Origin of the sequence: Stenotrophomonas sp. MMGLT7 (genome assembly GCF_021168555.1) — a bacterium.
Classification (GTDB): Bacteria; Pseudomonadota; Gammaproteobacteria; order Xanthomonadales; family Xanthomonadaceae; genus MMGLT7.
The window spans coordinates 111,315-137,263 of record NZ_JAJOZS010000005.1; the positions used below are offsets into that span (position 1 = coordinate 111,315).

Here is a 25,949-nt window from a genome sequence, read left to right on the forward strand (position 1 = left end):
ACGGAACCACATGCGTTTCACACTGCAGCGAGAAGCCTTTCTCAAGCCACTGGCCCAAGTGGTCAATGTGGTCGAACGCCGCCAGACACTGCCGGTGCTGGCCAACTTCCTGGTCCAGGTCAAGGACGGACAACTGTCGTTGACCGGCACCGACCTGGAAGTGGAGATGGTCTCGCGCATCGCGGTGGACGATGCCGAGGACGGCGAGACCACGATCCCGGCGCGCAAGCTGTTCGAGATCGTGCGTGCCCTGCCCGACGGCAGCAAGGTGACCGTCTCGCAGTCCGGCGAGAAGGTCACGCTGCAGGCCGGACGCAGCCGCTTCACCCTGGCCACGCTGTCGGCCAACGACTTCCCGTCGGTGGACGAGGTCGAGGCGACCGAGCGCGTGGTCGTGCCCGAGGCGGCGCTGAAGGAACTGATCGAGCGCACCGCCTTCGCGATGGCGCAGCAGGACGTGCGCTACTACCTCAACGGCCTGCTGTTCGACCTGCACGACAAGACCCTGCGCTGCGTGGCCACCGACGGCCATCGCCTGGCGCTGTGCGAGACCGAGCTGGAAGGCGGCTCCGGCGCCAAGCGGCAGATCATCGTGCCGCGCAAGGGCGTGACCGAGCTGCAGCGGTTGCTGGAAGGCGGCGATCGCGAGGTCGAGCTGGAAGTCGGCCGCAGCCACGTGCGGGTCAAGCGCGACGACGTGACGTTCACCTCGAAGCTGATCGACGGCCGTTTCCCCGACTACGAGGCGGTCATCCCGATCGGTGCCGACCGCGAGGTCAAGGTCGACCGCGAAGCCCTGCGTGCCTCGCTGCAGCGTGCGGCGATCCTGTCCAACGAGAAGTATCGTGGCGTGCGGGTCGAGGTTTCGCCGGGCCAGCTGAAGATCAGCGCGCACAACCCGGAGCAGGAAGAGGCGCAGGAAGAGATCGAGGCCGACACCAAGGTGTCCGACCTGGCGATCGGCTTCAACGTGAACTACCTGCTCGACGCACTGTCGGCGCTGCGCGACGAGCACGTGGTGATCCAGCTGCGCGACGCCAACTCCTCGGCGCTGGTGCGCGAGGCCGGCAGCGCCAAGTCCCGCCACGTGGTGATGCCGCTGCGGCTGTAACGGCAGGTTCCACGTGGAACGCAAGCGACGCCCGGACTGGTTTCGGGCGTTTCTCGTTCTGGCCACGGCATTTGCGCAGGCGTTATCCCCACTTCCCTGCTTGTGGCTTCCCCCGATTGCTGTGAAGCCATAGGGTGGCCCCTGTCCCACCATCGCGGAGCCACGCGACGCAAGGATGCTGCCGGTCCGCGCAGGGTGATTGAGACCCCCAGGCTGTCGGTCCGCCCGCGGTTGGGGCCATTGCGGCGGTATTGCCGGGTGTTGCGGCGGGCCTCGGCCCGCCCTATGGACTTGATGGGACGATTTTCCCTGGAGAAGTGGCATTGCTCACTCCGTGCCCCTGGCGCGGTCGTGCATACCCCGATCATCGCCATTGCCTTATCCTGCTTCCCTCCCGTTCTCCATGGACCCTGGCACGACGCTGTAGGGATCCGGCCAAGCCCTACCCGCCATGCAGGTCAATCGCCTCGTTCTCTCGCAAATGCGTCGCTTCGTCGACGTCACGCTCGAACCACGGGCGGGGATGAACCTGATCGTCGGCGACAACGGCGCCGGCAAGACCACGTTCCTGGAGGCCCTGCACCTGATGGCCTACGGCCGCAGCTTTCGCGGGCGCGTGCGCGACGGCCTGGTCCGCCACGGGGAAGAGGCCTTGCAGGTGTTCGTCGAATGGCAGGAACCCGGGAGCGACGGCGCCCCCCGGTCGCGGCGCGCGGGCCTGCGCCACAGCGGTCAGGCATGGCAGGGGCGGCTCGACGGCGAGGACATCGACCAGCTCGGGACCCTGTGCGCGGCGCTGGCGGTGGTGACCTTCGAGCCCGGCAGCCATGCCCTGGTCAGCGGCAGCGCGGACTGGCGTCGGCGCTTCGTCGATTGGGGCCTGTTCCACGTGGAACACGACTTCCTCGGCCTGTGGCGCCGCTATGCACGTGCCCTGAAACAGCGCAACGCACTGCTCAAGGCCAATGCTTCCGCTGCAGCGCTGGACGCCTGGGACGTGGAACTCGCACAGGCCGGCGAGCCGCTGACCTCCCACCGCCAGCACTACCTGGACCGGCTGCAGGCCAGGCTGCTGCCGCTGGCCGGGCAGCTGTCGCCCTCCCTGGGCGTGCAGTCGCTCGAGTTTTCCCCCGGCTGGCGGCGCCAGGAGGTCTCGCTGGCCGATGCCCTACTGCTTTCGCGCGAGCGCGACCGCGTCGCCGGCTATACCTCGGTGGGTCCGCACCGTGCGGACTGGAGCGTGCGCTTCGCCTCGGGGATGGGCCGCGAGGCCCTGTCGCGCGGACAGGCCAAGCTGACCGCGCTGGCCGCGCTGCTGGCGCAGGCGCAGGACCATGCACAGGAAAAGGGCGACTGGCCGCTGGTGGCACTGGACGACCTGGCCTCCGAGCTCGATCGCCACCACCAGCGGCGGGTGATGGACTGGCTGGCCGCGACGCCGGCGCAGGTATTCGTCACGGCGACGGAGGTGCCGGCCGCCCTGGCGGGGAACGTGCAGCCGGCGGCCGTGTTCCACGTGGAACACGGCCAGGTCGATCCGGCCGTTTGACCGCCGTTCCCGGGGAAAACCCCCGCAACTGCTATAATTTGATCCGTTTCCCCTATTCCCCCGGCGTATCGCGGCCCCATCGCGATTGCCCGCGTTGTGGAGCCCATGGCAATCGCATGACCGAAGAACAGAACCAGACGCCCTCGACCGCCAACAACACCTACGATTCCAGCAAGATCACCGTCCTGCGCGGGCTGGAGGCCGTGCGCAAGCGGCCCGGCATGTACATCGGCGACGTCCACGACGGCACCGGCCTGCACCACATGGTGTTCGAGGTGGTCGACAACTCGATCGACGAGGCGCTGGCCAAGTACGCCGACAACGTCGAGGTCAGGATCTTGCCGGACGGTTCGGTATCGGTATCCGACAACGGCCGCGGCATCCCGGTCGACATCCACAAGGAAGAGCACGTCTCCGCGGCCGAGGTGATCCTCACCGTGCTGCATGCCGGCGGCAAGTTCGACGACAACAGCTACAAGGTCTCCGGCGGCCTGCACGGCGTCGGCGTATCCGTGGTCAATGCGCTGTCCGAGCACCTGTGGCTGGATATCTGGCGCGACGGCTTCCACTGGCAGCAGGAATACTCGCTGGGCGAGCCGCTATACCCGCTCAAGCAGCTCGAGCCCTCGGACAAGCGCGGCACCACGCTGCGCTTCAAGCCGGCGGTGGAGATCTTCAGCGACGTCGAGTTCCACTACGAGATCCTGGCCCGGCGCCTGCGCGAGCTGTCCTTCCTCAACTCCGGGGTCAAGATCGCGCTGATCGACGAGCGCGGCGAAGGCCGTCGCGACGACTACCACTACGAGGGCGGCATCCGCAGCTTCGTCGAGCACCTGGCGCAGCTGAAGACCCCGCTGCATCCGAACGTGATCTCGGTGACCGGCGAGCAGAACGGCATCGTCGTGGACGTGGCCCTGCAATGGACCGACGCCTACCAGGAGACGATGTACTGCTTCACCAACAACATCCCGCAGAAGGACGGCGGTACCCACCTGGCCGGCTTCCGCGCCGCGCTGACCCGTACCCTGACCAACTACATCGAGCAGAACGGCATCGCCAGGCAGGCCAAGATCACCCTGTCCGGCGACGACATGCGCGAAGGCATGATCGCGGTGCTGTCGGTCAAGGTGCCCGACCCCAGCTTTTCGTCGCAGACCAAGGAAAAGCTGGTCAGTTCCGACGTGAAGCCGGCCGTTGAGAGCACGTTCGGCGCAAAACTCGAGGAATTCCTGCAGGAAAATCCCAACGAGGCGCGTGCCATCGCCGGCAAGATCGTCGATGCCGCGCGCGCCCGCGAGGCCGCGCGCAAGGCCCGCGACCTGACCCGCCGCAAGGGCGCGCTGGACATCGCCGGCCTGCCCGGCAAGCTCGCCGACTGCCAGGAGAAGGACCCGGCCCTGTCCGAACTGTTCATCGTCGAGGGCGACTCGGCCGGCGGCTCGGCCAAGCAGGGCCGCAACCGCAAGAATCAGGCGGTGCTGCCGCTGCGCGGCAAGATCCTCAACGTCGAGCGCGCGCGCTTCGACCGCATGCTCGCCAGCGCCGAGGTCGGCACCCTGATCACCGCGCTGGGCACCGGCATCGGCAAGGACGAGTACAACCCGGACAAGCTGCGCTACCACCGCATCATCATCATGACCGACGCCGACGTCGACGGCTCGCACATCCGCACCCTGCTGCTGACGTTCTTCTACCGGCAGATGCCGGAGCTGATCGAGCGCGGCCACGTCTACATCGGCCTGCCGCCGCTGTACAAGCTCAAGCAGGGCAAGAGCGAGCTGTACCTGAAGGACGACGCGGCGCTCAACGCCTACCTGGCCAACAGCGCCGTGGAAGGCGCCTCGCTGGTCCCGGCCGCCGGCGAACCGCCGATCGAGGGCGTGGCGCTGGAGAAGCTGCTGATCGCCTACGCCTCGGCCAACGACGTCATCGCCCGCAACGCGCACCGCTACGACCCGCGCTTGCTGGCGGCGCTGATCGATTTCGCCCCGCTGGACCCGGCACACCTGGCCCGCGACACCCACCAGCGCGAGGAACTCGATGCGCTGGAGGCCAAGCTCAACGCCGGCAGCATCGGCAGTCCGCGCTACAAGCTCGAGATCCAGCTCGGCAGCGAGCACCGCCTGCCCGCGCTGGTGGCCACGCGCCGGCACATGGGCGAGGAACTGATCCAGGTGGTGCCGTTGTCGGCCTTCGAAAGCGGCGAACTGCGCCCGCTGCGCGAGGTGGCGACGCTGCTGCACGGGCTGATCCGCGAAGGCGCGCAGATCGTGCGCGGCAGCAAGTCCCAGCCGATCACCCAGTTCGCGCAGGCGCAGGCCTGGCTGCTGGACGAGGCCAAGAAGGGCCGGCAGATCCAGCGCTTCAAGGGCCTGGGCGAAATGAATCCGGAGCAGCTGTGGGAGACCACGGTCAACCCGGACACGCGCCGGCTGCTGCAGGTGCGCATCGAGGACGCGATGACCGCCGACCAGGTGTTCAGCACGTTGATGGGCGACGTGGTCGAGCCGCGCCGGGACTTCATCGAGGACAACGCGCTCAAGGTCGCCAACCTCGATATCTGACACCGCCCGGTCCACCGGCGCCGCCTCGCATGCAGCGTGGCGGCGTGCCATCTCCTCCCGAGAAGCGATGACCCCCGCCCCCGTTGCCGCCTCGTCGCCGAACCGCAGCGCCCCCGCCCCGCTGCGTTCGTTGCTGCTCGCCTTCGCCAGCGATGCGCTGATCGCCGCCGGCGTGCTGGTGCTCGCCAGCCTCGCCGCGATGCTGGCCTGGGGGCTGTACCGCGGCTTCGAGCTGGCCCGGCAGGCGCGGGCCGGCGGCGCCGCGCCGGTGGCCGAGGCCATCGTCTCCCAGGTCGGGCAGCCCGGCGCGCTGGGGCAGATGCTGATCGCCCTGGCCGGCACGTCCATGGCCGCCCTGGTGCTGTACTTCTGGCGGCGTCCGGCCAGCGCCGAGGAGCGCGCCCGTTCGCGCCAGGCGTGGCGGCAATCGTCAACCTGGGGCTGGACGCTGCTGGTGGCGCTGGCGGTGTTCGTCGGCAGCAGCGCGATCGCCTCGTTCTTCGAACGCTTCGGCATCAAGCCGCTGCCGACCAACCTGGCCATGGTCAAGGAGGCGCTGCTGCACTGGCCCGCGTTCCTGGTGCTGTTCGCGGTGGTGCTGGCGCCGGCCTACGAGGAACTGCTGTTCCGCCGCGTGCTGTTCGGACGCTTCCTGGCGGCGGGGCGGCCATGGCTGGGGCTGCTGCTCAGCAGCGTCGCCTTCGCGCTGATGCACGAGATTCCCGGGCTCAGCGGCAACGGCCCGGCCGCGATCTGCCAGCTGTGGCTGATCTACGGCGGCATGGGCGCGGCCTTCGCCTGGCTGTACTGGCGCACCGGCAGCCTGTGGGCGCCGATCCTGGCGCACGCCCTGAACAACGCCACCGCCCTGGTCGCCATGCGCTGGTTCGGCGCCAATTGATCTGGTTGCTTGAAAAAGCCAAGCCGGCGGTGCAAGACTCCGGTGCATGGCACAAGGGGATTCCATGAAGGCGTTATGGCTCGGGTTTGCGGTCGCGGCCCTGCTGGCCGGCTGCGCCACCACCACCTCGCCCACCGGGCGCCGGCAGGTCGTGGGCGGGGTTTCCCAGCAGCAGCTGGACCAGCTCGGTGCCCAGGCCTTCAGCGAGACCAAGAGCAAGGAAACCGTCAGCCGCGACGGCAAGCAGAACGGCTACGTGCAGTGCGTGGTCAACGCGCTGGTGGCGCAGCTGCCGCCGCAATGGCGCAGCACCGGCTGGGAAGTGGCGGTCTTCGTCGACAACGAGCCCAATGCGTTCGCCCTGCCGGGCGGCAAGGTCGGCGTCAACACCGGCATCTTCACCGTGGCCAAGAACCAGGACCAGCTCGCCGCGGTGCTCGGCCACGAGATCGGCCACGTCATCTCGCGCCACCACGAGGAACGCATCACCCGGCAGATGGGGGCGCAGACCGGCCTGGGCATCCTCTCCATCCTTGCCGGCGCCGCCTACGGCAGCGGTGCCGCCGACACGGTCGGCCAGCTCGGCGGCATGACCGCGCAGACGGTGTTCCTGCTGCCGGGCTCGCGCACCCAGGAGAGCGAGGCGGACGTCGTCGGCCAGCGGCTGATGGCGCAGGCCGGCTTCGATCCGGCGCAGGCGGTGAACCTGTGGCAGAACATGATCCAGGCCAGCAGCGGCCGCACGCCGCAGTGGCTGTCCACCCATCCCGATCCGCAAGCCCGCATCCAGGAGCTGCGCCGCGACGTGCCCGCGCTCGAGCCGGTCTATGCCGAGGCGCAGCGCGCCGGCCGGCGTCCGAGGTGCGGCTAGGATGCGCCGTCCGTTGCCAAGCCGGCGGCGCCGGCCCCGCGCGCGTTCGCCGCAGGGAAGAGCGACATGGACGTGCGTCCACGCCCCAGCCATGACGCAAATCCGCGTGCGCGCGGCCGCGTCGCGACCGCTTCGGCAAGGGGCGGGAGACATCGCGAGACATCACGGTGTCACTGTTGCAGGACAACATCGAAAACCTTTTCCGCCGCAGCCGGTTTCTGTTAGTTTTGCCGGCTTCGCGTGTTTTGGCCTTACCGCATCATTCAAGTGCCGCATCGGCGGCTCACCGAGGTGAATCATGAAGTTCCAAAATCGCAAGCACGCCCTGTTGTCCCTCGTCATCGCCTCGGTACTGGGCGGCGTGGTGGTGACTGACGCGGTTGCACAGGCTCGCGGTTCGGACCGTTCCGATGATCGCCGCGGTCGCAAGGCACAGAAGGCCGAAGTGCTGTTCCCCAATGCCACCCGCGAGGAGCCCAAGGTCAAGGCCTCGTCCCGGATGGGCAGCAAGCTGCAGAAGCTGATCGACACCTACAACAACGGCGAGGACTATGCCGCCGTGCGTACCCAGGCCGACGAGATCCTGGCCAACGGCTCGGCCAACGAATACGACAAGTCGCTCGCCGCGCAGCTGGCCGCGCAGGCCGCCTACAACCTCGACGACGTCCCCGCCGCCGAGAAGTACCTGCAGCAGGCGCTGCAGCTCGGCGGCCTGGACAACAACGGCCACTACCAGTCGATGCTGATGCTGGCCCAGCTGCAGCTGCAGGACGACGCGACCATCAAGGAAGGCCTGGTCACTCTGGACCGCTACCTGGACGAGACCAAGTCCAACCGTCCCGAGGACCTGATCATCAAGGGCCAGGCGCTGTACCAGACCGAGCGCTACCAGGAGGCCATCCCGGTGCTGCAGCAGGCCATCGCCGCCTCGCCCGAGCCCAAGGACAGCTGGAACCAGCTGCTGATGGCGTCCTACGCCGAGGCCGGCCAGACCGGCGAGGCGGTGAAGACGGCCGAGGCGCTGGCGGCCAGGAGCCCCAACGACAAGAAGACCCAGCTCAACCTGGCCAGCATGTACATGCAGGCCGACCAGATGGACAAGGCCGCCGCGGTGATGGACAGGCTGCGCGCCAGCGGCCAGCTCACCGAGGAGCGCGAGTACCGCCAGCTCTACTCGATCTACGCCAACACCGACAACAAGGAAAAAGATGTCATCGCGGTGATCAACGAGGGCCTGGAGAAGGGTATCCTCAAGCCGGACTACCAGACCTATCTGGCGCTGGCCCAGTCCTACTACTACACCGATCAGGTTCCGCAGGCCATCGAGAACTGGAAGAAGGCCGCGCCCTTGTCCAAGGATGGCGAGACCTACCTCAACCTTGCCAAGGTGCTCCACTCGGAAGGACGCATCCCAGAGGCCAAGCAGGCCGCCCAGCAGGCACTCGCCAAGGGTGTCAGGAAGCCGGACGATGCCAAGAAAATCATCAATCTGAAGTAGGCGGCAAAAAAGCCCTCTCGACCGCGCCGGAACTGTAGTGCGGGCCGCAGGGATTGGTATAAGCTTGGGTTTACTGCGGTGCAGCAAAAACGCCGCCTGAATCAGGATTCGGCCCCAGGTCGGGATCCCACCCCCCATCCACGAGCCATTGGCGCATGACGGAACAACTGATCGTTCACAGGCATACCGAGACAAAAGAGCGCGGCCTGAACTGGGCTCGCATCTTCGGCATCGCCTTCGTAGTTGCATTGCATCTGGCAGCGCTGATGCTGCTGCTGATTCCTGCCGTGGCTCCCAAGGCGCCGGCCGAGAAGGAGCGCAACATCGCGGTGACCATCGTCGATGCGCCGCCACCGCCTCCCCCGCCGCCGCCGCCGCCGCCGCCGCAGGACAAGCCGCCGCCGCCGGTCAAGAACCTGGCGCCGCCGAAGGCCTCGCCGATCCCGCCGCCGCCGGAAGCCCCGGTGGTCGACGTGGCCGAGCCGCGCCCGAGCGACATCGTGGTGCCGCCGTCGCCGCCCGCGCCGCCGTCGCCGCCGGCCGACATCAGCGCCAGCGTGGACATCTCGTCCAAGAACATGAACCCGCCCAAGTACCCGCCGGCCGCGTTCCGCGCCGGTGTCCAGGGCGAGGTCATCCTGATCGTGGATGTCGATGCCAACGGCAACGTCACCAACGTTTCGGTCGAGAAGTCCAGCCGCAACCGCGATCTCGACCGAGCCGCAATGGACGCGGCACGCAGGTGGCGTTTCAATCCGTCCATCGTCAACGGACAGAAGTCCGCCGGTCGCGTCCGCGTCCCGGTCAACTTTGCCCTGAACTGATTGCCGCGGGCCGGTGCGCCGGCCCACGGAATCCGTGTTATTCCAGTTAGCACCACCCTTCTTCAACACACACAACAAAGGTAAGCGTCATGCTGCAGGAAATCTTCATCGCCGCCGCTGCCGGGGGCACCAATCCATCGGCCGCTCTTTCGCAGATGGGTTTCGAGCACTTGATCTCGGAAATGACCGCCAATCCGGGCGAGTTCGCCGTCTCCTGGGTGGTGTTGCTCACCCTCATCTTCATGTCGGCCGCGTCCTGGTACTGGACGGTCATCAACATCTTCCGCGCCACCCGCCTGAAGAGCCAGGCCGCGCGGGTCACCAGCCTGTTCTGGGACGCCCCGAACGCGCAGGAAGCCATCCGTGCGATGGAAGAGCAGCCCGCTTCCGAGCCGTTCTCCAAGATCGCCCTGGACGCCGCCCAGGCCGCCGCGCACTACCAGCGTGCCGAAGGCGTCGGTGCCGGCAGTGCCGAGAGCCTGAGCCGCTCGGAGTTCGTCGATCGCGCCCTGCGCCAGGCCGTCGCCCGTGAGAGCGGCAACCTGCAGTCGGGCATGATCCTGCTGGCCACGGTGGGTTCGACCTCCCCGTTCGTCGGTCTGCTCGGTACCGTGTGGGGCATCTACGGCGCCCTGATCAAGATCGGCGCCAGCGGCAACGCCGGCATCGAGGCGGTGGCCGGCCCGGTCGGCGAGGCGCTGATCATGACCGCGATCGGCCTGTTCGTCGCCATCCCGGCGGTGTTCGCCTTCAACTTCTTCAGCAAGATCAACAGCGCGACCATCGCCAAGTTCGACACGTTCGCGCACGATCTGCACGACTTCTTCGCCACCGGTTCGCGCGTTCACTGATACCGGCATCGACGTTAGTCACCGCAACGATATAGACGGAGCCCGTTATGGCTTTCAGTAGTGGTAACAGCAGCGGCCCCATGGCCGACATCAACGTCACGCCCCTCGTGGACGTGATGCTGGTGCTGCTGATCATCTTCATCATCACCACCCCGCTGATGTCCCACAAGATCCAGGTGGAACTGCCTCGCGCCAATCTCGATCAGAACCCGGACGAAGCGGAAAAGCGTTCGGCTCCGATCACGCTGGCGGTCACGGAAGATGGTTCGCTGTACTGGAACGACGAGCTGATCACCAAGGATGCCCTGGAGTCTCGCCTGTCGACCGCCGCCCAGCAGACGCCGCAGCCGCCGCTGAACCTGCGTGGCGACCGCACGACCAAGATGAGCACGATCAACGAGATCACCAAGATCGCGCAGAGTCAGGGCATGCTGGACATCGGCTTCGTTGCGACCAAAGACAGGGGGCAGTAGGCCATGGCATTCAGTAGTGGCAACAAGGGCCCCATGGCCGACATCAACGTCACGCCGCTCATCGACGTGATGCTGGTGCTGCTGATCATCTTCATCGTCACCGCGCCGATCATGACCTATCCGATCTCGGTCGACCTGCCGCAGCGGGTGCTCAATCCGCCGCCGCAGACGACCGAGCCGCCGCCGCCGATCGAGTTGCGCATCGACGCCAGCAACCAGGTCTTCTGGAACAACAGCCCGGTGGCGGTGAACATCCTGCAGCAGCGGATGGAAGACGAGGTGCAGCGCGATCCGACCAACCAGCCGGAGCTGCGCATCGACGCGAATCCCGACTCGGAGTACGAGGTGATGGCCCAGGTGCTGGCCGCCGCCAAGAACGCGCAGATGAAGCGGATCGGGTTCGTGCAGCAGTAACAGGATTCGACGCAACAGATCCATTGCAACATCCAGTCATGACGCGACTGCAACGCCACCGGAAACGGTGGCGTTTTTTTTGGGGATTTCCGCGGGCTTGCTCGATCGCAGGTCTGCCCTATGCGGCCGCCGTGCGGGCGCTGCCGATTGCCGGCGGATCGGCGAAGATCCGTGCTCTTCCGGCCCGTGGCTGGCGCGAAGCGGACCCGGGCCCGCTCTATGTCGAGCGGAGTTGCCGATGAAGAATCCGTAGTCCGGGCAAGCGAAGCGACCGCAACGACCACCGGTGATCCGGGTGAGCTTCGCTCGCGCCCGGGCTAGGAACTTCCGGGCGCCCGGAGGTGCGGACGCGATCAGCCGTGGGCGGCGAGGATGCGCAGGTAGCTGCCGACGGTGGCGGTCAGGCCGGCGTAGAGCGCCTCGCCGATCAGGGCGTGGCCGATCGACACTTCCTGCACGCCCGGGATCGCGTCCAGGAAGGCCGCCAGGTTGAGCTGCGACAGGTCGTGCCCGGCGTTGACGGCCAGGCCCGCGTCGCGGGCGCGGCGGGCCGTTTCCGCCAGGCGAGGCAGTTCCCGCTGCGCCTGACCGGCGGCGAACGCCGCGGCGTAGGGGCCGGTGTACAGCTCGATGCGGTCGGCGCCGAGGTCCGCGGCGCGCTCGATCAGGGGATTGCCGGCATCGACGAACAGGCTCACGCGGCAGCCTGCCACCTTGAGCTCGGCGATCAACGGAAGCAGGCGCTCGCCGTCGCGCCCGAAGTCGAAGCCGTGGTCGGAGGTGAGCTGGCCGTCGCCGTCCGGCACCAGCGTGACCTGCGTCGGGCCGAGCTCGCTGCACAGCGGCAGCAGCCCCGGATAGCCCGCCCGCGGCGGCGCGAACGGGTTGCCCTCGATGTTGAATTCGGCGCCGTGCTGCGCGGTCAGCCGCGCCAGCGCCCGCACGTCCTCGGCGTGGATATGGCGGCGATCCGGGCGCGGGTGCACGGTGATGCCATGCGCGCCCGCGTCCAGGCAGGCCGCGGCGGCGGCCACCACGTCCGGATCCTGGCCGCCGCGGGAGTTGCGCAGCACCGCGATCTTGTTGACGTTGACGCTCAGCCGGCACGTCAGGGGTGGGGACAGGGGCACGTCAGCGGATCGGTTCGGAGGCGGCGGCGACCGCCTTGCGTGCGGCCGCGGCCTCGCGCAGGCGACGCAGTTCGGCCGGGTCGACCATCGTCGCGGCGTCGCCCTGGCTGTCGCCGACGCGTTGCAGGTACCAGCCGCGGATCCACAGCAGCAGCAGCACCAGGGCCGCCAGCAGCGACAGCACCAGCAGCGACATGTGCGGGGTGGAAAATGCCAGGATCAGCGCGCCGACGGCAAGCAGCAGGAACAGCCAGTGCATGGACGACCCTCCCAGGTGGACCGGCGCAGTGTAGCGCCGCGATGCGGGCGCGTTCCACGTGGCGGGCCCGGCACGCGACGGACGGTCGCTGGCGCCGCACGAGCGCGGCGCCATGCTGTGGCCGCAGAGCGCTGCCGGGGCTAGAGCAGCGGCGAGGTCAGGCGCGCGAATGCCTCGGGCAGCCGGTAGCGCCACACCGAGCGGTTGCGGTCGTTGCGCACCCGCACGGCGCTGGCGAAGTCGCTTTCCAGGATCCGCGACAGCCGGGCGCACAGCTCGCGGTCGTGGAACAGCATCGAGACCTCGAAGTTCAGCCGGAAGCTGCGGTTGTCGAAGTTGGCGCTGCCGACGATGCACAGATCGTCGTCGGCAAGCAGGGCCTTGGTGTGCAGCATGCGCGGCCCGTACTCGTAGATCTTCACCCCGGCCTGCAGCAGTTCGTCGAAGTACGAGCGCGCGGCATAGGTGACCAGGCGCGAGTCGCTCATCTTCGGCACCAGCAGCCGGGTATCCAGGCCGGCCAGCGCGGCCGACGTCAGCGCCATGCGCGCGGCCTCGCCGGGGACGAAGTACGGCGTCACCAGCCACACCCGCCGCTGCGCGTCCTGGATGGCGCCCACATGCACCCGGTGGATCGCTTCCCACGCCGAATCCGGTCCCGACACCAGCACCTGCGCCTCGATCGCGCCGTCCTTGCGGCTGGGTGCATCGGCCGGCCACAGGTGCGGGATGTCGAACGCCTCGCGGCCCTGGCCGGTGGCGTAGATCCAGTCCTCGACGAACACCAGCTGCAGGCTGCGCACGACGTGGCCCTCCACGCGCAGGTGCAGGTCGCGGTAGGCGTCGGGCAGCAACAGTTCGTTCTCCTCGTCGGTGATGTTGATGCCGCCGGTGAAGGCGATGCGGCCATCGACGATGACGATCTTGCGGTGGGTGCGCATGTTCACCCAGGGGCGCTTGAACGGCTTGAGCAGCTGCGCCGGATGGAACCAGGCCATCTCCGCGCCGGCATCGAGCAGGGGCCGCAGGAAGCGCCGGTTGACCTGGGAGGAACCCACCGCGTCCAGCAGCAGCCGCACCTTGACGCCGGCGCGGGCGCGTTCGATCAGCGCGTCGCGCACGGCGGTGCCGCTGCGGTCGCGATTGAAGATGTAGTACTCCAGGTGCACGTGGTCGCGGGCGGCGGCGATGGCCTGCTCGATCGCGGCGTAGGTCTGCCCGCCGTCGACCAGCCACTGCACGTCGGTGGCGCTGCTGGGGGCCAGCCCGGTGGTGGCCTGGCCCACGCGCGCCAGCTCGGTGCAGTCGGCGTCGGGCGGGCAGATCTCGCTGTAGTGCTCCATGCCCGAGCGCGAGCGGCCGCGGCGCAGGCGCTGGCGCTTCACCCGCTGCGGCCCGAGCAGGTAGTAGATGAACAGGCCCAGGTAGGGCAGCGCCGCCAGCGACAGCATCCAGCTCAGCGTGGCCACCGGTTCGCGCTTCTGCAGCACGATCCAGCCGATCAGCCACAGCAGGTACAACACGTAGGCGGCGGTGATGTAGGCCGAGATGTGGGGAATGCCGGACAGCCAGTGCCAGGCGGAGTTCAGGGTCGCGAGCATCGGTGGATTCCAGGGGGCGCCGCCGGGTCCGGCATGCGACGGGATGCGATGGGGAACAGCGGGCAAGTGTATGCCGGCGGATGCGCGCAGCCCGCCGGAGGGTGCAGGGAGGCGGTGTGCCTGCCGGCTGATCCCTGCCCGGGAACCGCCCTTGCCCGCCATGGCGGCCCGGCCGGCGGGGACTCGATGCGTGCTCCTGCTCGCCGCGCAGGTCCCGTGCCGCCGGCATGGCGGGTTCCGTCCCGGCGCATGGAGCACAGGACGCGGATGAAGCGTTCATCCGGCCCCGCGGCGCCATCGCAGGCCCTGCGACAAGTCGCCGCTAGGCTGTGCCGATGGCAACGGCAATCAAGGGGCGCGGCTCCGGCGGGCACCTGCCCGGACGCTTCGAGGTCACCGTCAGCGAGGCGGTGGACGACGGCTGGCATGGCGAGGAGGGCGAGGAGTTCGCCGCCCCGCGCCTGCGCACGCAGGTGCGCGAGGAGACCGCGCGCAGCATCATCAGCCGCAACAGCTCGCCGGACGTGGGCTTCGACCGCTCGGTCAATCCCTACCGCGGCTGCGAGCATGGCTGCTCCTATTGCTTCGCGCGGCCCACCCACGCCTACCTCAACCTGTCGCCGGGGCTGGATTTCGAGACCCGCATCTTCGCCAAGACCAATGCGCCGGAACTGCTGCGCAAGGAGCTGTCGCGCCCGGGCTACGAGCCGCAGCCGATCGCGCTGGGCATCAACACCGACGCCTACCAGCCGATCGAGCGCAAGCTGCAGCTGACCCGGCGGCTGATCGAGGTGATGCTGGAGACGCGCCATCCGTTCACCCTGATCACCAAGAACGCGCTGATCGAGCGCGACCTCGACCTGCTGGTGCCATTGGCCGAGCAGAACCTGGTGAGCGTGGCGTTCTCGGTGACCACGCTCGATGCGCACCTGTCGGCGCGGCTGGAGCCGCGCGCCTCGGCCCCGCACGCGCGGCTGCGCGCGATCGCGCGCCTGAGCCAGGCCGGCGTGCCGGTGGGGGCGATGGTCGCGCCGGTGATCCCGTGGGTGAACGACGCCGAGCTGGAAGCGGTGATGGAAGCCGTGCGCGACGCCGGCGCCAGCTCGGCCGGCTACGTGCTGCTGCGGCTGCCGCACGAGGTGGCGCCGCTGTTCCGCGACTGGCTGCAGACCCATCATCCCGATCGCGCCGCGCACGTCATGAGCACCATCCAGCAGCTGCGCGGCGGCAAGGACTACCAGGCCGCCTTCGGCACCCGCATGCGCGGCCAAGGCGTGTATGCCGACCTGCTGGCGCGGCGTTTCGCGCTGGCGAGCAAGCGCCTGGGTTTCGACCGCGATCGCCATCGCGGGCTGGACTGCGGCCGCTTCGTGCGGCCGCCGCCGCCGCGCCGCGATTCGCCGCAGGGGCAGTTGTTCTGAGGGTGGGATTGGGGATTAGGGATTGGGGATTGGCAACGGCCGCAGTCCCGCGGTCGGGACATGGCGCGCCAGCGAGGCGTCACCGCGCGCCAGGATCGCTTTTGACGAATCCCCAATCCCTAATTCCTAATCCCGCCCATAAAGCACCTGTGCGCCGCGAGGAGCTGTTCTGAGGGGGGGATTAGGGATTGGGGATTGGCAACGGCTGCAGTCCCGCGGTCGGGGACATGGCGCGCCAGCGAGGCGTCACCGCGCGCCAGGATCGCTTTTGACGAATCCCCAATCCCCAATCCCTAATCCCGCCCATAAAGCACCTGCGCCGACTGGAACAGGATCCAGCTGGTGGCGATGAACTTGTCGCCGCCTTGCGGGCGGTTGCCGCGGTGGGTGTGGGTGAAGGCGGTCGGGGCGATCAGCAGGCTGCCGGTGCGCGGGGCGACCTTGCGCTGCTGGAACAGGAACTCGGTCTCGCCCTCGCCGAAGCCGTCGTTGAGGTACAGCGTCCACAGCAGGTGGCGGTGCAGCGTCTCGGCGCCGGCATCGCGCGGGTACAGCTCGCAATGCCAGTACGGATAGCCGCCCTGCCCGGCCTCGTACCACTGCAGATTGACTGCGCCCGGGCGCAGGCAGGTGCGGGCCAGCCCCGCCAGCGCCTCGCCGTCCATGCCGGCGAAATCCTCGGCGCGCAGCCGCTGCGGCTGCCCGTCCGCTCCCTGCACCTGCAGCATCAGCGGTGAGATCAGCGCCTGCGGATAGCGGCGCAGGTAGCGCAGCAGCCCGGCGAACACCGCCTGCTGGATCTGCCGGTCGATGTCGGCCCAGTCCGGCAGCCCGCTGATGCGCAGGTCGCGGCTGCGCTTGAGTTCGGGGAACACGCCGCTGCCGATGGCGCCGGGCTGCAGCTGCGCGCTGGCCTGCAGGCGGGCGACGATGGCCGCGCAGGTCGCCGCGGGCAGCGCGTCGTCGATGATCTCGATGAAGTCGGGGTTTTCCATGGCGCCGACGTTAGAGCATTTTCCCTGCAATGTTTACAGTGCCGTCGTTCGCGCGTAGGCGCAGGACCCAGTGCCTCTCCCGGCCAGATCGCGGTCGCGCCACTGGGCTCCCGCCTGCGCGGGAGCGACGATGCAGGGGCCGTTCCGAGTGCTCGACTCGAATGCTTTGGCAGCGTGCCGCGGCCAGGGCGCGACATAACCGCGCACCGCGGCACGGCCCCTGTGCGTCGTCGCGGGCAGCGCCGACAATGGGAATCCCCCCCTGCTCCCCCCCGTTGCCATGATCCGATCGCTGTATCTCGCCGGTCCCGACGTGTTCCACCCCGATGCCGTTGCACACGGCCGCAGGCTCAAGGCCCTGTGCGCCGAGTTCGGCTTCGACGGCCTGTTCCCGCTGGATGCGCAGGTCGACGACCAGCCCATCGACCACCCGGGCGAGCGCGCGGCGTGGATCTACCGCGCCGACATCGGCCTGCTCGATCGCGCCGACGCGGTGCTGGCCAACCTGGATTTCTTCCGCGGCGCCGAGCCCGACAGCGGCACCTGCTTCGAGCTGGGCTATGCGGTGGCCAAGGGCAAGCCGGTCTACGGCTACGTGCCCGAGTCCGGCACCTGGGCCGAGCGCATCCGCCGCCGGCATCCGCAGCTGGCCGGGCGCGATGCCGCCGTCGATGCCGATGGCTGGGAGCTGGAGGAGTTCGGCCTGCCGCTGAACCTGATGCTGGCGGTGCCGGCGACCATCGTCGTGGGCGGCCCGCGCGAGGCGCTGCAGCGGCTGCGCGCCGACATCGGGGCCTAGAACCGGCTCACGATCTTCCCGTAGGAGCGTCGTAGGAGCGACTTCAGTCGCGATGGGGCGTTACCGGCGAGGCCCCATCGCGACTGAAGTCGCTCCTACGGTGCTCTTACAGTTGGCTCTCGCTGCTTGTCATTCCCGGGCCATAGCGACCGATCGGCACCACGCACCCCACCTGGCGGCCCTGCACACCCGACGCGGCCTACCCGGCAATCGATGGCATGCCCTGACGGCCAGCGGCGTCCGCGGAGCCGTGCGGGCTCCACGGAAGGCGGGGTTCAGGCCTCGCGCGAAATGGCGGCGATGGCCGGGGTGCGCCAGCCCGAGCGCGCACCCCACAGGAAGAACACCAGCCCGAGCGCCGCCACCACCACCAGGTCGATGCCGTAGGGCAGGTAGCCGTGGCCGCCGAAGGTGGTGCTGCCGGCCCACGACACCAGGGCGATGGCCGGCAGGTAGGCGATCATCCACGCCGCGCCCTTGAGGTGCTTGCCGAAGCCGTTCCAGCCCTGCTTGGCCTGGTAGTAGAAGTACACCGGCAGCGCGACCGCCATCAGCAGGATGATCTCGCCGGTCAGCGGCCAGCGTGCCCAGTACAGCAGCTCGGTGGCCATCACGAAGGCGGCGGCGGCCACCACCGGCATGGCGAACACGCGCAGCGGCCGGTGGACGTCGGCCGCGGTGCGGCGCAGCGTCATCGCGCTGACCGGGCCGGTGAGGTAGGAGATGATCGTCGCCACCGAGATCACCGCCGCCAGCGTGCCCCAGCCGCGGAAGAAGAACAGGAACAGGTAGGACACGGCCAGGTTGACGAACATCGCCGGGCGCGGCACGCCCCAGTGCGCGTGCACCTTGCCCAGCACCCTGGGCAGGGTGCCGTTGCGCTCCATGCCGTAGAGCATGCGCGCGGTGGTGGCGGTATAGGTGATGCCGGTGCCGCTGGGGCTGACGAAGGCGTCGATGTACAGCAGCATCGCCAGCCAGTGCAGGTTGACGATGATGGCCAGCTCGGCGAACGGCGAGCGCAGGTCGATGCCGTGCCAGCCGGCCTTGGCCAGCAGTTCCGGCGGCACCGCGCCGAGGTAGGCCACCTGCAGGATCACGTACACCACCGTGGCCAGCGCGATCGAGCCCAGCACCGCGAAGGGGATGCTGCGGCCGGGGTCGCGCGCCTCGCCGGCCAGGTTCACCGGGCTCTGGAAGCCGTTGAAGCTGAACACGATGCCGGCCGTGGCCACCGCGGTCAGGATCGCGGCGAAGTCGAGGGTGTGCGAGTCGCCATGGATGCCGACGGAGAAGTTCTCGCCGTGGAACCCGCTGGCGATCAGCGCCAGGCCGGTGGCGGCCGGCACCACCAGCTTGAACACGGTGATCAGCGAGTTGGAGCGGGCGAACAGCTTCACGCTCCAGAAGTTCAGCAGGAAATACCCCAGCACCAGCACTGCGGCGATCAGCAGGCCCGGCACCGACAGCTCGCCGGCGCCACCCGGCGCCTGCACGTACAGGTCCTGCGCCCATTGCCACGGCCAGGAGGCCATGTACTGCACCGAGGCCTCGGCTTCCACCGGGATCACCGAGACGATGGCGATCCAGTTGGCCCAGCCGGCGATGAAGCCGACCAGCGAGCCGTGCGAGTAGTGGCTGTAGCGCACCATGCCGCCGGACTCGGGGAACATGGCGCCCATTTCCGCGTAGGACAGCGCGATCGTGGTGACGATCGCCGCGCCCAGCACCCAGGCCCAGATCGCGCCGGGGCCGGCCAGGCCCGCCGCGCGCCAGGCGCCGAACAGCCATCCCGAGCCGATGATCGAGCCCAGTCCGGTGAGCATGAGGGCGAACGGGCCGACTTCACGCCGGATAGGACTGCTGTTGGGCATCGGGGGACCAGTGAGAGTGAGGGGAAAACGGGCGGCAATCCGATTCTCGCAAATGCTGCGGTGCAATATCAGCCCTGCGGCGTGCCGTCGCAGCGGGACGGGCGGGAATCAGCGACGGGTACCAGTTACGGATCTTCTCCCGGATGGGACGAAAAGGTTCGCCCGCTTCGGGCCGCTGCAGCGCACCGCGCATCCACGCGCGTGCGAGCCAGTGGCCCGCACGTCCCGTGCCTTCGTCGCGGAGGCGATGCCCGGCATCGCCCAAAGGCGCGAAGCCCGCGGCAGTGCCGGCGCCGCGGTCCAGGCCAGCCTCACTGCCTGGCGTTCGCGTCGTACTGGCGGTAGTAGTGCTCGGCCTCGGCGACCTCGTTCTTCGAGCCCAGGAACACCGGCACGCGCTGGTGCAGCTGGGTCGGCTGCACGTCGAGGATGCGGCCGCGGCCGGTGCTGGCGGCGCCGCCGGCCTGTTCGATCAGCAGGCCCATCGGGTTGGCTTCGTACATCAGCCGCAGCTTGCCCGGCTTGTCGGGTTCGCGCTTGTCCCACGGGTACATGAAGATGCCGCCGCGGGTGAGGATGCGGTGCACCTCGGCGACCATGCTGGCCACCCAGCGCATGTTGAAGTCCTTGCCGCGCGGGCCTTCCGTGCCAGCCAGCAGGTCGGCCACGTAGTTCTGCACGGCCGGGTCCCAGTGGCGCTGGTTGGACATGTTGATGGCGAATTCCCTGGTGTCCTGCGGCACCTTGAGGTCGCGCTGGGTGAGCATGAACGAGCCCTCCTCGCGTTCCAGGGTGAAGGCGTGGGTGCCGTGGCCGATGCTCAGCACCAGCATCGTGCTCGGCCCGTAGATGCAGTAGCCGGCGGCCACCTGCCGGGTACCCGGCTGCAGGAAGCTGTCGTCGGTGGGCACCTCGGTGCCGGCCGGCGCGCGCAGCACCGAGAAGATGGTGCCGACGGAGACGTTGATGTCGATGTTGGAACTGCCGTCGAGCGGATCGAACAGCAGCAGGAAGTCGCCGCGCGGGTACTTGTCCGGCACCGGCTGGCTGTGGTCCATCTCCTCCGAGGCGCAGGCCGCCAGGTGGCCGCCCCAGGCATTGGCCTCGAGCAGGATGTCGTTGCTGAGCACATCCAGCTTCTTCTGCGCCTCGCCCTGGATGTTGCCGGTGCCGGCATCGCCGAGCACGCCGCCCAGGGCGCCCTTGCTGACGGCGATGGAAATGCGCTTGCAGGCACGGCCGACGATGCTGATGAGCTGGCGAAGCTCGGCATCGATGTGTCCGGCGTGCTGTTCTTCGATCAGGAAGCGGGTCAACGAGGTCGGCATGGACGGTACAGCCTCACGGGGATTCGAGACCGTCATTGTCGCCATTTGCGCCGTTCATTTCGATGAAATGCCATGTCGGCCCGCAAAAGCCGCGGTTGCAGGCCGCCGGCCGGCTTGCCCATCCGCCCTGACGCGACCGCCGGCTGCGGCGGAATCCTCGATGGCGCAGGCGGCTACGGCTCCATCGTCGCGGTGGGCCTCGGTCCATAGGCTTCGGCCTCGCAGCCCCCGCCAACGGGGCCGCTCCACCTCGTGGCAGCAACGGCCATGCACGAAAAAGCCGGGAGGCTCGCGCGCTCCCGGCTCGGGTTGCTGCACGGTGGCCGCGATCAGCCCTGGCTGACCTGCGCCACCGCCTGGGCCACGTACTCCAGGTTGTTGCTGTTGAGCGCGGCCACGCAGATGCGGCCGGAGCCGACGGCGTAGATCGCGTAGTCCTGGCGCAGGCGCTCGACCTGGGCCTTGGTCAGGCCGGAATAGGAGAACATGCCGGCCTGCTGCTGGATGAAGCCGAACTGGGTCGCGCCGTGGGCGGCCAGCTTCTCCACCAGGCCCGCGCGCAGCGCATGGATGCGCTCGCGCATGCCCGTCAGTTCCTGCTCCCACGTCGCCCGCAGCTCGGGGCTGCCGAGCACGCCGGCCACCAGCGCCGCGCCATGGGTGGACGGGCTGGAATAGATGGTGCGGATCACCCGCTTGACCTGCGACAGCACCGCCCTGGCCTCGCCGGCGCTGGCCGCCACCACGCTCAGCGCGCCGACGCGCTCGCCGTACAGCGAGAACGACTTGGAGTACGAGCTGGCGACGATGTAGTCGTCGATGCCGACCTCGGCCAGCACGCGCACCGCGTAGGCGTCGTCGTCGATGCCCGTCTTGAAGCCCTGGTAGGCCAGGTCCAGGAACGGGAACAGCTGCTTCTCCTTCAGCACCTGGGCCACCTGCTGCCACTGCTCGTGGCTCAGGTCCACGCCGGTGGGGTTGTGGCAGCAGGCGTGCAGCAGCACCACCGTGCCGGCCTCCAGCTTGTGCAGGTCGGCGAGCATGCCCTCGAAGTCCAGCCCGTGCGTGGCCGGCGAGTAGTAGGCGTACTCCAGCAGTTCGAAGCCGGCGGCGGCGAACACCGCGTGGTGGTTGCCCCAGCTGGGGTTGCTGATGGCGATGCGCGCCTGCGGCAGCAGCTTCTTGAGCGTGTCCGCACCCACCCGCAGCGCGCCCGAGCCGCCCACCGTCTGCGCGGTGGCCACGCGGCCGGAGGCCAGCAGCGGGGAGTCCTCGCCGAACAGCAGCTTCTGCGTGGCCAGGTTGTAGGCCGGCAGACCGTCGATCGGCAGGTAGCCGCGCGGCTTGGCGTCCTGCGCCAGCTGCTGCTCGATCTGGTACACGGCACCGAGCAGCGGAATGCGGCCGTTCTCGTCGTAATAGATGCCTACACCCAGGTTGACCTTGTTCGGGCGGGGATCGGCGTTGAAGGCCTCTGTCAGGCCCAGGATCGGATCGCCTGGAGCCAGTTCCACGTTTGCAAAGAAGGACACGGCGGTACTCGTTGGAGGACTAGGGAGGGGGGAGGACTGCACCCCTGCGCCCCGCGCAGGAGCCAAACCGATTCATCCTAACAGGACGCGGGCCCTTGCGCTGCCCGCGTTTCCATACCGTGGAGTGTGGGTGCGAGCCGGTGTCGTATCGACGATCATAGGCGCATGTCACATGCCCCCCTCCCCCCGCTGTTCGCATGCGGCGTGCTGGCGTTCGGCTTCGTGCCGGTCGTGCCCGCCACGGCGGCCGACGCCGCCACCGCTACCCTTCCCACCGTCCAGGTCCAGGCCGCGCGGGTGCGCGGGGTGGACGACTTCGACCTGCCCGCCTCGTTGAGCAGCATCGCCGTCGACCGCGATGCCAACCGGCCGCAGGTCCAGCTGTCCGAAACCGTCGCCGGCGTGCCCGGCCTGCTCGCGCGCGACCGCCAGAACTACGCCCAGGACACCCAGCTCTCGATCCGCGGCTTCGGTGCGCGCTCCAGCTTCGGCGTGCGCGGCGTGCGCCTGCTGCTCGACGGCATCCCCGCGACCATGCCCGATGGCCAGGGCCAGCTGTCCCACTTCAACATCCTCGGTGCCGAGCGCGTGGACGTGCTGCGCGGGCCGTTCTCGGCGCTGTACGGCAATTCCTCCGGCGGCGTGCTGCAGCTATGGAGCGCCGACGGCCAGCAGGGCGATCCGTGGCGGCTGCGCACCACCTACGGCAGCAACGGCACCTGGACCGCGGCCGCGCAGCTGCTCGGCCAGCAGGGCATCGCCCACTACAACCTCGCCGCCACCCACTTCCGTACCGACGGCTACCGCGACCACAGCCGCGCCCGCCGCGAGTCCGTCAACGGCAAGCTGGGCCTGGACCTGGCGCCGGGCAAGCGGCTGGACCTGCTGTTCAACTACCTCGATTCGCCCGACGCGCAGGATCCGCTGGGCCTGAGCCGCGAGCAGGTCCGGCAGGACCCGCGCCAGGCCACCTCGGTCGCGTACCAGTACAACACCCGAAAGTCGGTGCGGCAGGCCCAGGGCGGCGCGATCTACACCCAGGAGATGGGCGCGCAGACGCTGCGGCTGATGGGCTACGCCGGCAGCCGCTCGGTGGAGCAGTACCTGGCGATCCCGCCCGCCGTGCAGGCCAACCCGCTGCATGCCGGCGGCGTGATCGACCTGGACAGCCGCTACGGCGGCGCCGATGCGCGCTGGGCCTGGCACGGCGAACTGGCCGGGCGCCCGTTCGAACTGACCGTCGGCGCCAACGCCGACCGCCAGCGCCAGCATCGCACCGGCTACGAGAACTTCGTCGGCTCCACCCTGGGCGTGAAGGGCGCGCTGCGCCGCGACGAGATCGACACCGTCAGCAACGTCGACCAGTTCGCGCAGGCGTGGTGGCAGTTCGCCGAGCGCTGGTCGGCGCTGGCCGGGGTGCGCCATACCGAGGTGCGCTTCAAGTCGAGCGATCGCTACGTCACCGCCAGCAACCCCGACGACAGCGGCCGCACCGACTATTCCGGCACCCTGCCGGTGGCCGGGCTGGTGTTCCGCGCCAGCGACGACCTGCGCCTGCATGCCTCGGTCGGGCGCGGCTTCGAGACCCCGACCTTCAACGAACTGGGCTATCGCGCCGATGGCGCCGCCGGGCTGGCGCTGGACCTGGCCGCGGCCAAGAGCCGCAACTACGAACTGGGCGCCAAGTGGCGCGCCCCCAGCGGCGCGCAGGCCGAGGCGGCGCTGTTCCGCGCCGATACCGACGACGAGCTGGCGGTGGCCAGCAGCAGCGGCGGCCGCAGCACCTACCGCAACATCGGCCGCACCCGCCGCGAAGGCTTCGAGGCGCAGTGGCGCCAGCCCATCGGCCAGGACATGCAGCTCGACCTGGCCTACACCTGGGTCGACGCCACCGTGCGCAGCCCCTACGCCACCGGCAACGCCAATGCCGTCGTCGCCGCCGGCTCGCGCCTGCCCGGGGTGGCGCGCCAGCAGTTCTTCGCGCGCTGGCAGTGGCAGCCGCGCACCTGGCAGTTCGCCGCCGAGGCGGTCGCCTCCGGCGACACCGTGGTCGACGACCTGGCCAGCGCCGCCGCGCCCGGCTACACGGTGTTCAACCTGGAGGCCTCGCGGCGCTGGCAGACCGCGCACGGAGCGCTGCGCACCTTCGCCCGCATCGACAACGTGCTCGACCGCGACTACATCGGCTCGGTGATCGTCAACGACGGCAACGGCCGCTTCTACGAGCCGGGTCCGTCGCGCGGGTATACGGTCGGGTTGCAGTGGGATTTCGACCGCTGAGCGCAAAGGCCGGCGCACGGCCAGGCGATGCGCCCATTCCTGGATGACGGCGGCGACCTGCCAGGGGCAGACAAGGACGGGAATTCCCGCGAGTATGGGGATCCGCTTCGGGACCCCGGGATCAGGTGCGCACGTCGATGACTGCGATTAACTTCAAGGAAAAGCTCGCCCGCTTCTCAGAGCACTGGTCGCCTCGCGTCATCGCCGAGATGAACGACTACCAGTTCAAGCTGGTCAAGCTCCAGGGCGAGTTCGTCTGGCACTCGCATGCCGATACGGACGAAGTGTTCATCGTGCTGGACGGCTCGATGGACATCGAGTTTCGTGACAAGGTAGTACCGCTGTCGCCGGGGGAGATGTACGTGGTGCCTGCGGGAGTGGAGCATCGCCCGGTGGCACCGCAGGAGTGCTGCGTCCTGCTGGTGGAGCCGCGCGGCGTGGTCAACACGGGCGAGGCCGGGGGGGCCTACACCGCGGCCAACGATGTCTGGGTATAGCGCACCGGACACTCCGTTCAGGCCGCCTTCCCGCGGCTCGCCCTGGTTCAGGCATCAGGCATTGCATCCATGGCCAGACGAATCCTCATCATCCAGGGCCACCCCGCCAGGCAGAGCTTCTGCGAAGCCCTGGCCCGGGAGTACGAGCGCGGTGCACGCGAATCGGGACATTCGGTCAGGACGCTGACCGTGCGCGAGCTGGGGTTTGACCCGGTCCTGCACGAGGGATACCAGGAAATCCAGCCGCTGGAGGCGGATCTGGTCCTGGCCCAGGACCAGATCAAGTCCGCAGACCATCTCGTCTTCGTCTATCCGACCTGGTGGGGAGGCATGCCTGCGTTGCTGAAAGGTTTCGTCGAAAGGGTCTTTCTGCCCGGTTTCGCTTTCAGGTACCGGCAGGGATCCCCGTGGTGGGACAAGCAACTCACGGGAAAATCCGCGCATGTCATCACCACCATGGATACCCCGCCGTGGTACTCCCGGATCTTCTACAGGGACGCCGGCATCAACCAGATCAGGCGCACGATCCTGCAGTACTGTGGCGTCGGTCCTGTCGCCGTCACGCGGATAGGCCGCGTCAAGGACGCCTCCGACGCCTGGAAGCAGGCGTGGCTGTCGAAGGCCAGGCGTTTCGGGAACAATGCCTGACGATTCGCTCGCACCGATGCCGCCGCGCGACGCGGCTTGATCCGCGTCGTCCGCCCTCTCAGCCATGCTCATTACCGTCAGACGCTGTTTCGATCCCTGGGAGGCGCATATCCTCCGGGCCCGCCTCGAGGCCGAGGGTATTCCGGCGAGCGTCGCCGGCGACCAGCACGTCATCGCGAACTGGCCCTTGTCCGTGGCGCTGGGCGGTGCCGCCCTGCAGGTCCCGGGTGGATACCTGGAGCCGGCGCAGGAGGTCATCGCCGCCTATCACGCGGGCAGGCTGGAGCAGGACCTGATCGCCGAGTACCCCGAGGCGGCCGATACCTGCCCGGCCTGTGGGTCGGCGGCGGTGGCGGGCTCCGTTCCCACCGGGCAACGTGTCCTCCTGCTCGCCGTGTTCCTGCTGGCCTCGGCGTCCTTTCCCACCAGGGCGTCGCGGATGCGGTGCAAGGAATGCGGCCATGGCTGGCGCTACGGGGAAACGATGGACGGCCCTGCCGGGCAGGCCTGACAATCCGCGCCGGCGGCG

The 25,949-nt window shown here is 68.8% G+C and carries 23 protein-coding genes; 16 read left to right on the forward strand and 7 right to left on the reverse strand.

Annotated elements, in window-relative coordinates:
- Window positions 1–10: 10 nt before the first annotated feature.
- From dnaN to LRX76_RS08715, 10 genes are all read left to right on the forward strand, one after another.
- Entirely contained in the window at window positions 11–1,111 is a 1,101-nt protein-coding gene (gene dnaN, locus LRX76_RS08670) for a DNA polymerase III subunit beta (protein WP_231804130.1), read from the forward strand.
- 451 nt (window positions 1,112–1,562) lie between these two features.
- A complete protein-coding gene (recF, locus tag LRX76_RS08675; protein WP_231804132.1) occupies window positions 1,563–2,660 on the forward strand; it encodes a DNA replication/repair protein RecF in 1,098 nt (365 codons plus the stop codon).
- A gap of 116 nt (window positions 2,661–2,776) precedes the next feature.
- Window positions 2,777–5,224, forward strand: a complete 2,448-nt coding sequence (gene gyrB, locus LRX76_RS08680) for a DNA topoisomerase (ATP-hydrolyzing) subunit B (protein WP_231804134.1) — start codon at window positions 2,777–2,779, stop codon at window positions 5,222–5,224.
- Window positions 5,225–5,291: 67 nt separating this feature from the next.
- On the forward strand, window positions 5,292–6,125 hold the full coding sequence (locus LRX76_RS08685; protein ID WP_231804136.1) for a CPBP family intramembrane glutamic endopeptidase: 834 nt from the start codon (window positions 5,292–5,294) through the stop codon (window positions 6,123–6,125).
- Between the two features lie 64 nt (window positions 6,126–6,189).
- The gene (locus tag LRX76_RS08690; RefSeq protein WP_231804138.1) at window positions 6,190–6,996 is read left to right on the forward strand and encodes a M48 family metallopeptidase; all 807 of its coding nucleotides are present in this window, start codon (window positions 6,190–6,192) and stop codon (window positions 6,994–6,996) included.
- A 298-nt stretch (window positions 6,997–7,294) separates the two neighbouring features.
- Window positions 7,295–8,494 (forward strand): tetratricopeptide repeat protein, encoded by a 1,200-nt coding sequence (locus LRX76_RS08695; RefSeq protein WP_231804140.1) that lies wholly within the window; start codon window positions 7,295–7,297, stop codon window positions 8,492–8,494.
- A 266-nt stretch (window positions 8,495–8,760) separates the two neighbouring features.
- Window positions 8,761–9,318, forward strand: coding sequence for an energy transducer TonB (locus LRX76_RS08700; RefSeq protein WP_231804403.1), 558 nt, complete (start codon window positions 8,761–8,763; stop codon window positions 9,316–9,318).
- Window positions 9,319–9,407: 89 nt separating this feature from the next.
- Window positions 9,408–10,169, forward strand: coding sequence for a TonB-system energizer ExbB (gene exbB, locus LRX76_RS08705; protein ID WP_231804142.1), 762 nt, complete (start codon window positions 9,408–9,410; stop codon window positions 10,167–10,169).
- A 47-nt stretch (window positions 10,170–10,216) separates the two neighbouring features.
- Entirely contained in the window at window positions 10,217–10,642 is a 426-nt protein-coding gene (locus tag LRX76_RS08710) for a biopolymer transporter ExbD (protein WP_231804144.1), read from the forward strand.
- Between the two features lie 3 nt (window positions 10,643–10,645).
- Complete coding sequence (locus LRX76_RS08715; protein ID WP_231804146.1) at window positions 10,646–11,056, forward strand: biopolymer transporter ExbD; 411 nt, start codon at window positions 10,646–10,648, stop codon at window positions 11,054–11,056.
- Between the two features lie 353 nt (window positions 11,057–11,409).
- Here the strand turns inward: LRX76_RS08715 and LRX76_RS08720 are convergent, their stop codons facing one another.
- The 3 genes from LRX76_RS08720 to cls form a co-directional block, all read right to left on the reverse strand.
- Window positions 11,410–12,168 (reverse strand): pyridoxine 5'-phosphate synthase, encoded by a 759-nt coding sequence (locus LRX76_RS08720; protein WP_231804405.1) that lies wholly within the window; start codon window positions 12,166–12,168, stop codon window positions 11,410–11,412.
- Window positions 12,169–12,187: 19 nt separating this feature from the next.
- Window positions 12,188–12,445 (reverse strand): hypothetical protein, encoded by a 258-nt coding sequence (locus LRX76_RS08725; RefSeq protein WP_231804148.1) that lies wholly within the window; start codon window positions 12,443–12,445, stop codon window positions 12,188–12,190.
- A gap of 140 nt (window positions 12,446–12,585) precedes the next feature.
- The gene (gene cls, locus LRX76_RS08730) at window positions 12,586–14,046 is read right to left on the reverse strand and encodes a cardiolipin synthase (RefSeq protein WP_231804150.1); all 1,461 of its coding nucleotides are present in this window, start codon (window positions 14,044–14,046) and stop codon (window positions 12,586–12,588) included.
- A 335-nt stretch (window positions 14,047–14,381) separates the two neighbouring features.
- On the opposite strand from cls, the gene LRX76_RS08735 reads away from it, so the two are divergent.
- Window positions 14,382–15,467 (forward strand): PA0069 family radical SAM protein, encoded by a 1,086-nt coding sequence (locus tag LRX76_RS08735; RefSeq protein ID WP_231804152.1) that lies wholly within the window; start codon window positions 14,382–14,384, stop codon window positions 15,465–15,467.
- A 293-nt stretch (window positions 15,468–15,760) separates the two neighbouring features.
- On the opposite strand, the gene LRX76_RS08740 is transcribed toward LRX76_RS08735, so the two are convergent.
- A complete protein-coding gene (locus LRX76_RS08740; RefSeq protein ID WP_231804154.1) occupies window positions 15,761–16,462 on the reverse strand; it encodes a 2OG-Fe(II) oxygenase in 702 nt (233 codons plus the stop codon).
- Window positions 16,463–16,742: 280 nt separating this feature from the next.
- Here LRX76_RS08740 and LRX76_RS08745 point away from each other — a divergent pair, with 280 nt between their 5' ends.
- Window positions 16,743–17,261, forward strand: coding sequence for a nucleoside 2-deoxyribosyltransferase (locus tag LRX76_RS08745; protein WP_231804156.1), 519 nt, complete (start codon window positions 16,743–16,745; stop codon window positions 17,259–17,261).
- A 275-nt stretch (window positions 17,262–17,536) separates the two neighbouring features.
- Here the strand turns inward: LRX76_RS08745 and LRX76_RS08750 are convergent, their stop codons facing one another.
- From LRX76_RS08750 to LRX76_RS08760, 3 genes are all read right to left on the reverse strand, one after another.
- The gene (locus tag LRX76_RS08750; protein ID WP_231804158.1) at window positions 17,537–19,135 is read right to left on the reverse strand and encodes an APC family permease; all 1,599 of its coding nucleotides are present in this window, start codon (window positions 19,133–19,135) and stop codon (window positions 17,537–17,539) included.
- Window positions 19,136–19,446: 311 nt separating this feature from the next.
- On the reverse strand, window positions 19,447–20,463 hold the full coding sequence (locus LRX76_RS08755) for a class 1 fructose-bisphosphatase (protein WP_231804160.1): 1,017 nt from the start codon (window positions 20,461–20,463) through the stop codon (window positions 19,447–19,449).
- Window positions 20,464–20,792: 329 nt separating this feature from the next.
- Complete coding sequence (locus LRX76_RS08760; RefSeq protein WP_231804162.1) at window positions 20,793–21,995, reverse strand: amino acid aminotransferase; 1,203 nt, start codon at window positions 21,993–21,995, stop codon at window positions 20,793–20,795.
- Window positions 21,996–22,160: 165 nt separating this feature from the next.
- On the opposite strand from LRX76_RS08760, the gene LRX76_RS08765 reads away from it, so the two are divergent.
- The 4 genes from LRX76_RS08765 to LRX76_RS08780 all read left to right on the forward strand — a co-directional run bounded on the left by LRX76_RS08765 (window position 22,161) and on the right by LRX76_RS08780 (window position 25,931).
- Window positions 22,161–24,275 (forward strand): TonB-dependent receptor, encoded by a 2,115-nt coding sequence (locus LRX76_RS08765; protein WP_231804164.1) that lies wholly within the window; start codon window positions 22,161–22,163, stop codon window positions 24,273–24,275.
- Between the two features lie 137 nt (window positions 24,276–24,412).
- Complete coding sequence (locus tag LRX76_RS08770; protein ID WP_231804166.1) at window positions 24,413–24,772, forward strand: cupin domain-containing protein; 360 nt, start codon at window positions 24,413–24,415, stop codon at window positions 24,770–24,772.
- A gap of 69 nt (window positions 24,773–24,841) precedes the next feature.
- The gene (locus LRX76_RS08775) at window positions 24,842–25,420 is read left to right on the forward strand and encodes an NAD(P)H-dependent oxidoreductase (RefSeq protein ID WP_231804168.1); all 579 of its coding nucleotides are present in this window, start codon (window positions 24,842–24,844) and stop codon (window positions 25,418–25,420) included.
- Between the two features lie 64 nt (window positions 25,421–25,484).
- A complete protein-coding gene (locus LRX76_RS08780) occupies window positions 25,485–25,931 on the forward strand; it encodes a hypothetical protein (protein WP_231804170.1) in 447 nt (148 codons plus the stop codon).
- Window positions 25,932–25,949: the final 18 nt, after the last annotated feature.